Source organism: Candidatus Poribacteria bacterium, from assembly GCA_026706025.1.
Lineage (GTDB): Bacteria > Poribacteria > WGA-4E > WGA-4E > WGA-3G > WGA-3G.
In genome coordinates this window covers 13,673-27,320 of sequence record JAPOZO010000095.1, presented here as the reverse complement: position 1 = coordinate 27,320, position 13,648 = coordinate 13,673, and the positions used below count along the sequence as shown (strand labels likewise).

Here is a 13,648-nt window from a genome sequence, read left to right as displayed (position 1 = left end):
TTACTCCAAGATTCCCGAATGTTCACATAATTCTAAAGCAGTCTCTTGCTGCAAAACGGATAGGAAAAGACCGATATGAGATGGATAATCTACCTCATCACCTTAACAACAATGCTTGGATTGCTCGGGTGCGGTGGGCAATTGCAGCAACTCGCCGTAGAAACAATGCAAAACGCGCAAATCGCGCTCTCCTCCGCGGAGGCGATGGGCGCGCAGGAAACCGCAGGGGCACCGCTCAGCACCGCTCAAGAGCTGTTTACTACTGCTGAAAATGCGATGAACGCTGGTGATGCGGAACAGGCATATCGGCTGGCACTGCGTGCCTATCTCCATGCCCGCATCGCAACTGAAACCGCTATTGCTGTGCGCGAGGAAGCACTCCTTGAAGAGGTAGAAGCGCAACTCACGCTCGGCGAACAGAGTGTTGCTGAGGCCCTCCAGAGGCTTGCGTTGATAAAAGCAGAACTTGATGCATTGCGTGACGAATAAAAGTGAGTTATCAGTTGTCAGTATTTGGTAGGTGCGGCACGGTGATCTCACATGCGAGTGTTTGTAGGTAAAACTTGGGTTAAAGCTTCACTATCACGGTTGAGGATGAAGTCATGAAATTTTACGGATGGCTACTCTTATGCACTTGCCTCGTCGTTTTTGGATGTACGAAACCAGAGATTGATGAAGTTATGCTGGCGACGCAGTTCCAAGACGGGCAACAAGCCATTAATAATGCAGCTGAATTGGGAGCCGAATCTTTGGTGCCAGAGGAATACGGCCGCGCAGTGAAACTCATGAGTTTCGCTCGGAACTCGCAAGAGAAGTCGGATATTCCGCAGAGTTATGAGTTCGCGTATCAGGCGGAATTGGTGGCACTGATCACTATCGCAAAAGCACGACAACACCACGCGAAGCAGAAGGTCATCTCTATCCGAGAACAGATATATCAACAGGCCCTAAAGATACAGGAGTATGAACTCGAAATCGAACGTATCCGTCAAGCGATCACCGAAGAGCAGTTTGCTCGGGCTTTGAGATCAGGTGATGAGAGCCAACAACAGGTAGAACAACTCTCAGCCGAAATTGCGGATTTAAGAACAAAACTACGTCAAGCCGAACTCCGTGTCCCGATTGCCGGTTTAGAGTTGCTTGTGAATATTACGGTAGATATTTATCCTGCCATTAAGGAGACCGCTGACTACGAACGCGTTCAAACGGCGGTCGCTTCTATAACGAATCTTATTGAACAAAAGGCGTTTCTTGATGCCGAAGATGCCACGACTGATGCCCAGAGACTCGTGAATGATCTTTACCAATTGGCGGTGCAAAAACGAGAAGCAGAGGGGACGGCAAAGGCGAACGCGCAAATCGCAATCGCGCAGGTGGAAGTTATCATCCAACGTGCGCAAATCCTCAATGCCACTCAACATGCGCCGAAGCAGCTGCAAGAGGCGAGTGCACAACTGCAAAGCGCGAAACAGGCATTGGACGCGAATCGCTATGAGCAGGCGCAGCAGTCCGCACAACAGGCGCGACAATCCGCCGACGAGGCTGTCGCAACTGCGGAGGTCAGGGAATATAGGCAACGCGCCCAGCAGGAATTAAATACGCTGATAGCACGTGCCCGACGGGCTATTGAGGGTTTAGGCGAAAAGATCGCCGCGCAGACTGAGACACAGGTGCCGCAGCTGGAAGCAAAACTTTATGAACTCGCAAATTCGGCGTACGAAAAATCGCAATCCGCATTCGCTGCTAAGGAATATGACGACGCGATTAAAGCAGCTACGGAGGGAGAAGATTACCTACGACGCGCCATTGCAGGCACAGAGCGGGTAACATCGGCGAAGTCAGATTTGCTGCTCGCCGCGAAGCGGATTCCTAAGGCTGCCGTCACACAACAAAGCGATAGTATCCTAATCCGTGTTAGCGGTAATGCGTTTGCCTACGGGAGCACACAGATCCGACCAGAATTTATTGATACGTTCGCGCAGCTTGCAAAAGTCCTACGAACGGCTGGATTCAGTAAATATCCGGTACGCATTGAGGCGCACACCAGTTCTTTAGGAAATGCAAGGGTCAATCAAAGTGTAAGTATGGGGCGCGCGGATTCAATTAAGAGATTCCTCACTACGGACGGGCGGGTAGACGCAGGACGGATTACCGCAGTAGGCTTAGGAGAGACCCGACCTATTGTTGAGGAGGGACCGAACAAAGAAGAAAAGAACCGCAGGATTGATGTTATCATCAAGACTAACTGAAAAATTGTGCAACATGTAGATCCTTATGTCGTCCATCAGATCGCGATGAATCTGTTTGGAGACAGATATATTATCATTTACGGAAATACAATTCAGTTCCACAACCACTGCTACCACGTGCGATGTATCAACACACCGAGACACACGCATCGCGGGCACTACTACTTAGAGGACGCGAATACTGGCTTGGCTATGTTAAATGATATTGATTTCGCACCTCCCGGAGCGTATGGTGTCATTTTCGAGCCGCAGACCGGCGATATAATTGATTGCGAGACAGTGCCCAACCCTCTAAAAGATAGTGGCGACCTATAGACAGACAACCGATCTACAAACATAATATGGACTATACCGACAACACTGCATCAACACAACAAGAGACTATCCTCATTTTGGATTTCGGTTCGCAATACACGCAGCTGATTGCACGGCGCGTCCGCGAGCAAAATATCTATTGCGAAATTCACCCGTATACACTGACGCTGCCCGAAATAGAGGCTATCGCGCCCAAGGGGATCATTCTCAGTGGCGGACCTGCAAGTGTCTATGAGACGGATGCCCCGAAAATTGATGCGAAACTCTTTAATCTCGGCATACCTGTATTAGGTATCTGCTACGGCATGCAGCTCATGGCAGTGCTCTTAGCGGGTGGGAAGGTACATCCAGCCACTGAACGCGAATACGGGCACGCTCCGCTTCAAGTGCTTAGCAAAACGGATCCGCTTTTTGAGGGACTCTCTTCCTGCTTTTCTGCTTGGATGAGCCACGGCGATCGGATTGAGGCACCTCCCATCGGTTTTGAAACAATTGCACAGACAGAGAATGCCCCTATCGCTGCTATGGTAGATACCGAACGCGCGTTTTACGGTTTACAATTCCACCCGGAGGTGGAGCATACCCAAGATGCTGACCGGATTTTGGCGAACTTCACGCGGGAGATATGCGGGTGCCGCAATACGTGGACGATGCGTGCTTTCATCGCACGCGCGACAGCACAAATACAGGAACAGGTCGGTGATGCGCGCGTCCTCTGTGCAGTCAGCGGCGGTATTGATTCAATGGTGCTGGCGACGCTGCTCCATCAGGCGATAGGCGCCGCGCTCGTATCCGTTTTTGTGGATAATGGACTCCTCCGAAAAGACGAAGCCGCTGAGGTCATCAAAACTTGCAAACAGATCGGGATTCCTCTTGTCGCTGTTGATGCAGTAAAGCCGTTTCTTGATGGGTTGGCAGGGGTTACGGACCCGGAGCAGAAGCGAAAGGTCATCGGGGCACAGTTCATTGAAACTTTCAAACACTCGGTGGCAGAGATGGGACATAATTTCCGTTTTCTCGCACAAGGCACGCTCTATCCTGATGTCATAGAAAGCGTCTCTGTCAAGGGACCATCTGCTACGATTAAGACGCACCATAACGTTGGCGGGCTGCCATCCGATATGCCGTTTGAATTGCTTGAGCCGTTCAGGGAACTGTTTAAGGATGAAGTGCGAGCCGTTGGGGCAGAACTAAATGTTCCATCACATGTCCTTGGACGACACCCGTTTCCTGGACCTGGGCTTGCTGTCCGCATTTTAGGTGAGGTAACCTATGAGCGTTTGGAGATACTCCGGGCAGCGGATGCGATTTTTATTGCTGAGATTAAAGCGGCAGGCTTGTACGACCAGATTTGGCAAGCATTGGTGGTGCTTTTACCTGTCAAGAGTGTCGGGGTGATGGGAGATGCACGCACTTACGAAAACGCTGTGGCACTCCGGGCAGTCACCAGCAGCGATGCGATGACAGCGGATTGGGCGCGTATCCCGCCGGATGTACTCGCGAGAATCTCGAATCGGATCATCAATGAGGTGCAAGGCATCAACCGTGTCGTTTACGATATTAGTTCAAAACCGCCAAGCACGATTGAGTGGGAGTAGCGGATTAGCCGTCAGCCGTCAGCCGTCAGGGCGGTTTTTTCTACGAAAAAACCTGTCAGCGGTCAAAAAAAATAGCGGTCAGTTTTCAGTTCTAATATTCCTTAGTAAAGCAGTTAACATCTTCTTGAGACTAACGATTGTGTCGATTAACTCAACATACTGAATATCATTGAGGTATTTCAGGTCGTGAGCGAGAAGAGTAAGATATTCTGTCTCACTTGTTGACCCCATTGCTATCTGAAGAAAACGGGCGAATTCAGCGGAGCTATCTCTTCCACAGCCTTCAGCGATATTTGTTGGGATTGAAGCACAAGCGCGACGGATTTGACTTGTGAGTCCATATATCTCATCGCGCGGGAATTGAGATGTTAACTCGTATATCCGTAAAGTTAAATCGTGAGATCTGCTCCACACCTGTAATCTCCTGAAATCCCGCATACTTTCTCCTAATAACTGACCGCTAAAGGCTGACGGCTGACAGCCGACGGCTAATACACCTGCGATGCCGCATGAACAGCCGTACCGGGTGCCACGCTATGCCCGAACTCGATCAGCAGTTTCTCTAATGCGTTGAGAACAAGCATGACATTCCGCTCATTAGCAGATTCGCCCATCAGTCCAATTCGCCACGCCTTTCCAGCAAAGGTCCCCAAACCGGCGCCGATCTCTATCCCGTAATCCGTAATTAAACGTTTCCGAATGGTCGCGTCATCAATACCGTCGGGGATGCGCAGCGTGGTTAGCATAGGCGCGCGGTAACCCTCTTCCGCTGCGGGCTGCAATCCGATCGCTTTTGCACCTGTGAGGAGCGCGCTGGCGTTGAGTTCATGTCGTTCATAACGCGCCGCCAACCCTTCTTCTAAAACGACGCGTAGTGCCTCTCGTAAGGCGTAAATCATTGACATCGAAACCGTGTGATGATAACTCCGTTTCTCGCCGTGCCAATAGTTTTCAAGAAGTGTCATATCGAGATAGAAACTCTGGATAGGTGTTTTTCGGTTCCGAATTACATTAACAGCGCGTTCATTGAAACTGATGGGCGAGAGTCCGGGCGGACCGGCGAGGCATTTTTGCGTGCAGCTATAGGCAATATCAATACCGCGGGCATCCATGTCCACAGGCTGTCCACCGAGAGAGGTTACGCAGTCAGCGAGAAAGAGGGCGCCGCTGCTGTGTGCGATCTCAATTGCATCTGCCAAGGGCTGAAGGATACCGGTAGAGGTCTCTCCATGCACCAACGCAAGTAGTTTCGGGGCAGAAGTCTTGGCGACGGCTTCGGCAATCTTTTCGGTGGGAATGTGTGTGCCCCACTCGGCTTCTACAGTTGTAACGACCCCGCCGCAGCGTGCAGCGATGTTGGCGATCCGCTCGCCAAAGTAGCCGTTGATACCCACAACGACGCCATCGCCAGGTTCAACAACATTAGCAAGAGCGGCTTCCATACCTGCGGTTCCAGTCCCTGAGACTGGTAAAGTCAATCTGTTTTGGGTTCCAAAGACTTGGCGGAGCAGTGCCACCGTGTCATCCATCACTTCGACAAATTTGGCATCTAAGTACCCCAGCATCGGGGTCGTCATTGCTTTAAGAACCCGCGCGTTGGCTTCACTCGGTCCGGGACCGAGCAGCACGCGCGGTGGCACTATTAATTCATCATACACTGTTTAGCAGGCTCCTCAGACGTCGTCTAAATCGCGAATTTTCGGGATTAGGGGTTTCAGGATTCAGGCGGGTTCATAAGAACGGAGGATACCTGACGGCATCCTCCTTTAGCGTTTAGAGAAGCCCCGCTCAGGAGAGCGGGGCTGCAAGAAACTGGAAACTCTGGCGATTATTCGCCACCGCCAGCGCGGTCAGCACCCTCGCGAATTTCCAGGTTGTTTGCTCGCATATAACTCAGGATAACCTGTACCTGGTTCTGAGCATACGTGAGAGCACTATTGACTTTTGTATCAACCGGCTTATTGACTTCATATTTTGCCCAGAGACGGTTGAAGTATTCCAAAGCGTCGTTGAAATATATATCGTCGGCGTCCGCCAACACCATGTAGGCTTCACCGATCTGCACGAGACCGAGGTCGGCGTATTTGCTGGTCGGGTAGGCTTCAATAATCTTCTTGAACGCCTCGATAGTGGTTTCAACCTTCGTTTTCTGTTCATCGCCACTTGCGAGTTTCGCCTCAGTCAGCATCAGATTTGCCACATCGTATTCGTAGTAAGCGAGCGCGTTGGCAGTATCGTTGAGATAGCCTTGCGCTGTCGATTTCGATTCGGCACCGATGCCCGGTGTGTTAATCGCTCTCTGGTAGTGATCAATTGCCTGTTGATAGAGGCTGATACGTGCTGCTTGCTCGATACCTTCCTCCGAACCGGCGTTGAAGTACTTGTTACCGATATTGATAAGCGCATCAGCGGTGTACTTGCTATCTGGGTACTCCGCAGCGAGTGCTTCATTGGCGGCGAAGAGTCGATCGTACCAACGCTGCTGTGCCTCGGCATCGCCTGCTTCTTCGGCGGCTTCACTGAGCAGCTGCGCACAGGTTGAGATCGCATACAACGATTCAGGCGCGCTCGTGTGGTTTTTATCCACTTGGCGGACCTTCTCGTATTCTGTAATAGCGTTCTCAAATTGTTGCGAAGCGAAGTAGGATTCACCGACGTGATATTGCCAATAAGCGGCATCTTTAGCGTTTGGATAGCGACTGACCATATCACGGAACACGTCTGCAGCAGCGACAAAATAATCGACCGCTTTCTCAGACATCTCACCGTCCATACCTACCTGCATCCGACCCAACTCAAAGTTCGCGGCGGCGAGGTAGTTCAGAGAGGTCTCTGTGTTCTTACGGAGTGCATCCGATTGCGGGAACAAGCCTTTATCGACGTGGGCGACAAACGTTGTTAGCGGTGTGAGCGCGCTTACCAAGTCTTCTGGCAGTTTCACGCCGATACCGACAGAGTAGAAGATCTGACCGGCTTGGAACAGCGAGTTCTGCACGTACGGAATCACTGTCTTCTTATCGGCTTTTTCAACCGGTGCTGCGATTGAGCTCACTTCAAAGAAGGAGCCGGCAGCTTGGCGGCTCGTATCAATGTACGGTTGGAGGTCGGTTCCGGGTGCGTTAGAGAAAAGGGAGCGCGCTTTGTCGGAATAGAGGAAACCGAGGTTGTACTGCGCAGCGGCTTTTTCTGCGACACTTGCATTCGGGTTCGACTTCGTCCGGTTAAGTGCTTCCACCGCTTCAGCGATGGCTTCGTCTAAGCGTCCCAATTCGACATAAAGCGTCGAGCGACGGATGCCAGCATCAGCGACCATTGATGCGATATTCGTGTTGTCTGAACCGCTGTACTCACCGACGAGGGTTTGGAAGGTTTCCAACGCTTTATCGGATTGTTTGAGTTTGTCCTGATAAATCAGTCCCATTCGGTAGTAGGATTGCGCTTTTGTGAGCGGATCCTCGACCAATTCAATAGCGTTCTGGTAGCTCATCAAGGCGTCCTGATTTGCTTGGAGTTGTTCCTCTTGCGCGAAAGCCATTGCGAAGTAGGAACGCCCCTTCAGGTCAACGTCTTCAGTATTTTCAATAATGTACTGGTACTCTTGCACCGCGGCGGCGTGGTCGCCAAGGGTGCCGTTGAGTTCAGCGAGCCGTGAGTGTGCTTGGAAGACAAGCATCTTCCGCGCTTCATCCTCGGTTTTGCCTTCCTGCGCCGTAACCCGTCGGAAGGCATCCGCTGCACCTTTAGAGTCCTCTAACCCTAACAAGGCTAAACCTGCAGTGTAATTAGCACTGATCAGGTTATTCGCGTCATTCGTCAGCGTTGATACTTTTTCAGCAGCACTAACGGCGTTCTGGAAGCTCAGTTTCTTGCTACCAGCATCTGTTGCGGCTTGTGCGATTTGATAGTGACACACGGCTGCTTGGTATTGGGCGTTCGGGGCGAGTTCGCTATTCGGGAAGGTTTGCACGAAGAAGAGATACTCGGCGAGGGCTTCGTCGTAGCGTTTTTCACCGTAGTAGGTGTGCCCAATCTTCAATTGTGAACGACTGCGTACCTCTTCTGGCGCGCCGGTATTTTCAACAACACGTTTCAAAGAAGCCACGAGCATATCAAGGTCAACCTCTTCGCTCGTGTTTTCAATTGCGGTCGCTTTAATCAATTCAATTTGGCCGAGTGCCTTCAGAACGAGTTCGCTGTCGCTCGATCCAAATTTTTCGTGTGCTTCGTCAACGAGCGAAAGGATGAGGGTCCATTTTTCCGTATCGTTCTGTTTTTGTGCGGCATCACGATAGGCGAGTGCCAAGCCGTAGTAGGCCTCAACGGCGTTAGGGCTATCGGGATAGTCGGTAATCACGCGTTTGAAGGCGGCTTCTGAGGATGCCAAGAGTTCCGGTTTTTCGGAAGCCACTCGGTAGTAGCAGAGCCCGACGAGATAGAGTGCATCGTCGGCATATTCACCGGCTGGATTACCATCAACCACAGCTTGGTACTGGACAGCGGCTTCTTCAAACCGTTCCTCTGCGCGGAGCAGGTCAGCGAGTTTGATTTCTGCCAACGAGCGGTTGTCAGCATCGGCGAGTTTGTCTAAAATCGTGTTGTAGTAGTCAATGGCGCCCTCTTTATCGCCTTCTTTAACATGACTGTTAGCAACGAGGAGGAGTGCGCGTTCGTAGTATTCGCTCGTTTCTGGGATAGAGGCGTACCGTTCGCGCGCTTGCAGCCAGTTACCGAGCATCTCGTGGGAGAGTGCTTCGTTCATCAGACAGGCTTCTACCCGTGCGCCCCGTTCACTGAAGTCGTCATAACGTTCCTCAGCGACCCCGGGGAGGAAGGCATCGTCATTAAACATAGCGACGGCTTGTTGATAGGCTGCAACAGATTTCTGAAGGTGTTCTTGATTGAAGCCTTCGCCAGCATCACCTTCCTGATACCCTTCAGGTTTCGCGGCTTCGTAATAGGAACGACCTTCAAAGAATTTACCCATCAACTTGACGAGATGGAACTTCGGTAGATCGCGGTATTCCCACAACTTGGCATATTCTTCGGCAGCTTCAACGTACTGTTTGAATTCCGTCCGTTTGATGTCGGCGAACCGGAGTTGTACCTCTGCTGCGAGGATGTCGAATTCGTTATCGTTTTTGTTCTTTTCGATAAACTCACGGGCAACCGTTTCGAGTTCTTCCTGGCGTCCCAAATCGTTCAGTGCCCAAATCGCGCCGTAGAGCGCGTGCGGTGCGACGGGGTCTTGCGGGTATTCGTCAATTGTTTTTTGATACCACTGCAAGGCGAGTTCGAGTGTCGCGATACTGGTTTCGGTCTCTCCAGCATTCCGTTGATTTGTGCCGAGTTTGTAGTAGGCTTCACCGATTTGGTAGGAGCAGTAAGGGATGAAATCTTCCGATTCTGGATGTTCGTTGATAACGCGTTCGTAAGCGACTGTCGCCTCGCTCCAGTTATCTAAACGGAAATGGCTATCGGCGATACCGATTTTCGCATCGGCGATGAATTCACTTTCCGGATATTCTTCGAGGAGTGTGGTGTAGGAGGCGATTGCGTTTTCATAGTCACCCTGATCGGAGTAAGTCCGACCGATAGCGGACTGGATTTCGGCTTGCAATTCGCGGTCAGCAGTGTTTTGGAGTGCCAACTCATAGTTGACGCGCGCGTTGTCATAGTCTTTTTGACGCGAGTAAATCGCACCTTGGTCAAAATACGCTGCTGTGACGTATTGGCTCTCCGGGAACTGCGTGATGAAGTTCGTATACCGCCCGATCGCCTCATCGTCGCGACCGAGTTGGTTCAAACTGAAAGCCGCTTTATACATCGCTTCGGCTTGCAGCTCGGGATAATTCTTGTATTCTTCTGTCGCAATCTTGTCGAATTCCTGATAAGCCTGTTCATAGTTGGATTCGTTGAGGAACGACTGTGCAATGAAGTATTGTGCATCGTCCTTAAAATCAGAATTCGGGAAACCGTCAAGAACAGATTTGAAGGCTTGACGCGAGTCTTCGTAGTTCTGCAGTTTATAGTTCAGCTGCCCGATAGTATACCAAGCATTCTCAACGAAAAGACTGTTCGGGAAGTTCTCAATCAGCTGCATGAACTTCGGTTCAGCGAGTTCAAACTGCTCGGTTCGGTAAAGGATGTGCCCCCAGAGATATGTTAATCCCTCTTGGTGTTTCGGAATCGTTGCTGTCGGCGCAACCTTTTCAATGTACTCAATCGCCGTATCGTAGTGATTGACATCACCAGACTGTTCGGCGAGGCGTGCGTAACAGACACCGATTTTATAGTTGGCGAGCGTGTTAAAATCCTTGTCAATAACTTCGGTTTTCACACCACGCTTCGTTGATTCTTCGAGTGCCTCGGTATACTTGGCAATTGCGCCTTCATAATCCGCTTGCCCGTAGAGGTCTTCAGCGGAATTGTAGAGCTGCTCCACCTTTTTCGAGCTGCCCATCATGAAGGGTGACAGGAGCGCGACGACTAAGGCGAGACCTCCAATAATGCCCAAAATCCTTGGGTTCATTATATTCTCCTTGTGTAAATGGCTGTCAGCCGTCGGCTGTCAGCAATCAGTAACTGGCTATTAGTAAAAATAGATATCAACTTTCAGCAAAAATAACTATCAGTTGTTAAAAAGAGATGCTTGGTTTTCCCTGAACCTCTTAACTGACTGCTGACTGCTAATTACTACAACTCTATTGGATCATAAACCGCTGCGACGGATAACATCTCCAGCGGTACATCTAACAATTTTTCTGATATTTGTGAAAAACCTTTGGATTCACTGCGTTTGCGTTCATACTGTTGGAGTGCGTGCTGTCCTGTGTTGATACCTCGCAACAATAGCAAGGTGTACCTACCCTCGGTTAGGACATCTCGACTCGTCAGGCGTGCCCAGATTGCCCCTTGTGTAGGGGATTCCGCATAAGCCAGCAATGCCGAATCAATGCCCAAGGCGACGTTCGGCGGCGCGTCTGAACTATTCTTACGGAGTTTAGCAAAGATATATCCATCTACCATCGGTTCATCTGTGAATTTCCAGACATCGGAGCCAGAATCTACAGTCGGTGTCTCCGTTGTCCGTTCAGAGTTCATATTTCGGCGGATGCCGATCGGGTGTGCCGCAGTCTGATCCTGCTCCGTAGCAAGTGTTACGGCAGGTTGTAAGGCGGATGGCAAGCGTACATATTCTCCGGTATTGTGTAGCGAAACTTGTGTTAAAAGAAGCGGTGCTGCAATCAACAGCGTCACCGCTAACGCGAGAACATAGTACGGTAAAGCGTGTCGTCTTATGGAGATAAATCTGCTTGGACGGAAATGATCCGTGTATCGGTACATCTGTGTCAGCAGCTGCCATCCGAGACGCGTCGCGACTGCAGCGAACCGTTGATGCGGTGCAGTTGGCGCACTGTGTTCAATACGTTGCTGAAGTTGCGTTGTGAACTGAGTATAATAGGCATCGGACGCATCCGGTTCAACGTAGAAGTTTTTCAGGAGGTGCCGCGTTTTTTTCAGGTCGGCGACTTCTCGTTGGCACGGTTGACAGGAACGGATATGTGCCGCAACAACCGCTGTCTGCCGTTCCGATAGCGTCCCATCTATATAGTCAGAGACAAGGCGTTCTATTTTATGACACTTCGTTCTCATTGATATTCTCCACGACATTGCGTGCAGTTAGTTAATTTGAGCGGTGTCCAACTAAAACTGTGGTGCTAAATCGCACTGGCTTCCATGTAGGGTTTGAGTAGCGTTCGGAGTTTCTTACGTGCATAGTGTAACCGAGAACGGACTGTCCCTTCGGAGCAGTTAAGGATTGAAGCGATCTCTGCGTGCGTTAACCCTTCAAATTCATGGAGGATTACCACTGTGCGATGCTTAAGCGACAGACTATTGACTGCTTCTGTGACGTATTGCCGGAGTTCAGCTTTTTCTGCCTGCGCGTGCGGGTCATTTGCAAGCTGCACGTGGTAGCGGGTGGACACCTCGTATGCTGTTTCTGGTGTTGTCTCAATTGTGGTTTCGCGGTGCCGTTCTCTGCGTCTGACGAAGTTAAGAGCCTCGTTCACGGCGATCCGGTAGAGCCAGGTCTCGAAAGCGGCATCTCTCCGGAACGTGTGAATTGAGCGGTAAACCTTAATAAAGGTCTCCTGCATCACGTCGTCAGCATCAGCATGGTTCTTGGTAATCTGCACGGCGAGACGGTACACCATCCGTTTATATCTTTCCACTAAGGGGGCAAGGGCTGTCTCGTCGCCTTCACAGAGATCGGCAATGAGCAAAGCTTCCGTTCTATCCACCGAACTTTCTCCTCAAGATTTCTAACTGATTCATGGGTTAGACAACACTTTTTCAAAAACCGTTCAAAAAATTTTGGTTCTCAGTTTTCAGTATATTTTCACAAGATTTTTGACTGCATTATAACATTAATGCAGGAATTGTGTAAAGGAAATAGTTTTCGGTTCTCAGTTCTCAGTTTTCAGAGGGAGTAGTTCTCAGGGGAAATAGTTGTCAGTTATCAGTTGTCAGAGGAAATAGTTATCAGTAGTCAGTAGTCAGTAGTCAGTTATAAGAGGTTTTTGATGATCCGAAAGCCTCTTTTTCTCGCTGCGAGGCAGATTGATAACTCTTAAAACTGACTGCCTATTGCTGATGGCTGACTGCCATTCTTTCTGAAAACTGAAAGGTTTTTTTGAAAAAAAACCGAACTGAAAACTGAAAACTACTGACAACTGACAACTGACAACTGTGCCGAAAAAAAAAGGCAGCGCATTAAAAATACGCTGCCCTTGTTAATCGAAATAGCCTCGATTTTACTCTTTACCCTTAGTTGTAAAGGTTACACTAACTTCAGTTTCGTTACCAGCAGCGTCGGCGACTTTACCTTTGATAACATAGGTCGTCTCGTTGCCGATTTCTTTGCCCTTGACGAGCTCGAGTGTGCCTTTGTTCCCTTCAACTTTGCCGAGCCAGCCAACATCGTCGCCAGCTTCAGTCTGCAGTGCGATGTTACCAGAGACATCTTCACTGAAGGTAACTTCGATCATCCCGTCACCATTGATTGCTTCGGGATCAACATCTTCGTCGCCATCAGAGACGGTTCCGCCAGTGACTTCGGGAGCCGTGTTGTCTGCGGCTTTAACAGTGTAGCTCAAAGAAGTGCTACCGCCACCGTTTGTCCAAGAGACGTTGAGCGTGAGTGCGCCTTCTGGGAACGGCCCCGTGACTGTACGGGTTTTACCGGAACCTGCGACGGCCCCTGGGCTCACCGTTACATCGCCAGGATCACTGCTAAAGGTAAGTGTAATGGTAGCATTCGCGGCAATCTCCGAGCCTCCCGCCGGTGCTGCTGATGAAAATTCAGCTGCTGCGGCTTCTTCTTCTTCTGTATCACCGCCGCCACAACCGACTATAAGCGAGAGCGCAAACAGGGCTGCCAATACTAAAGCGAAGGTTCTAAACAATTTTGCCATTAGAGTTAAC

At 50.3% G+C, this 13,648-nt stretch carries 10 protein-coding genes; 4 read left to right on the top strand and 6 right to left on the bottom strand.

Annotation, left to right across the window (positions count from 1 at the left end; all coding sequences use genetic code 11):
• Window positions 1–75 precede the first annotated feature (75 nt).
• The 4 genes from OXH00_24430 (at window position 76) to guaA (ending at window position 4,162) form a co-directional block, all read left to right on the top strand.
• Window positions 76–489, top strand: a complete 414-nt coding sequence (locus OXH00_24430) for a DUF4398 domain-containing protein (GenBank protein MCY3744171.1) — start codon at window positions 76–78, stop codon at window positions 487–489.
• Window positions 490–602: 113 nt separating this feature from the next.
• Window positions 603–2,249 (top strand): OmpA family protein, encoded by a 1,647-nt coding sequence (locus OXH00_24425; protein ID MCY3744170.1) that lies wholly within the window; start codon window positions 603–605, stop codon window positions 2,247–2,249.
• A 6-nt stretch (window positions 2,250–2,255) separates the two neighbouring features.
• Window positions 2,256–2,564 (top strand): hypothetical protein, encoded by a 309-nt coding sequence (locus OXH00_24420; GenBank protein MCY3744169.1) that lies wholly within the window; start codon window positions 2,256–2,258, stop codon window positions 2,562–2,564.
• A 26-nt stretch (window positions 2,565–2,590) separates the two neighbouring features.
• Entirely contained in the window at window positions 2,591–4,162 is a 1,572-nt protein-coding gene (gene guaA, locus OXH00_24415; GenBank protein ID MCY3744168.1) for a glutamine-hydrolyzing GMP synthase, read from the top strand.
• A 78-nt stretch (window positions 4,163–4,240) separates the two neighbouring features.
• On the opposite strand, the gene OXH00_24410 is transcribed toward guaA, so the two are convergent.
• From OXH00_24410 to OXH00_24385, 6 genes are all read right to left on the bottom strand, one after another.
• Entirely contained in the window at window positions 4,241–4,600 is a 360-nt protein-coding gene (locus OXH00_24410) for a four helix bundle protein (protein MCY3744167.1), read from the bottom strand.
• A 50-nt stretch (window positions 4,601–4,650) separates the two neighbouring features.
• Complete coding sequence (locus OXH00_24405) at window positions 4,651–5,820, bottom strand: alanine--glyoxylate aminotransferase family protein (GenBank protein MCY3744166.1); 1,170 nt, start codon at window positions 5,818–5,820, stop codon at window positions 4,651–4,653.
• Window positions 5,821–5,990: 170 nt separating this feature from the next.
• Window positions 5,991–10,691 (bottom strand): tetratricopeptide repeat protein, encoded by a 4,701-nt coding sequence (locus tag OXH00_24400; GenBank protein MCY3744165.1) that lies wholly within the window; start codon window positions 10,689–10,691, stop codon window positions 5,991–5,993.
• 164 nt (window positions 10,692–10,855) lie between these two features.
• Window positions 10,856–11,815, bottom strand: coding sequence for a zf-HC2 domain-containing protein (locus OXH00_24395; protein MCY3744164.1), 960 nt, complete (start codon window positions 11,813–11,815; stop codon window positions 10,856–10,858).
• Between the two features lie 65 nt (window positions 11,816–11,880).
• On the bottom strand, window positions 11,881–12,465 hold the full coding sequence (locus tag OXH00_24390; GenBank protein MCY3744163.1) for a sigma-70 family RNA polymerase sigma factor: 585 nt from the start codon (window positions 12,463–12,465) through the stop codon (window positions 11,881–11,883).
• 513 nt (window positions 12,466–12,978) lie between these two features.
• Entirely contained in the window at window positions 12,979–13,638 is a 660-nt protein-coding gene (locus OXH00_24385) for a hypothetical protein (protein ID MCY3744162.1), read from the bottom strand.
• Window positions 13,639–13,648: the final 10 nt, after the last annotated feature.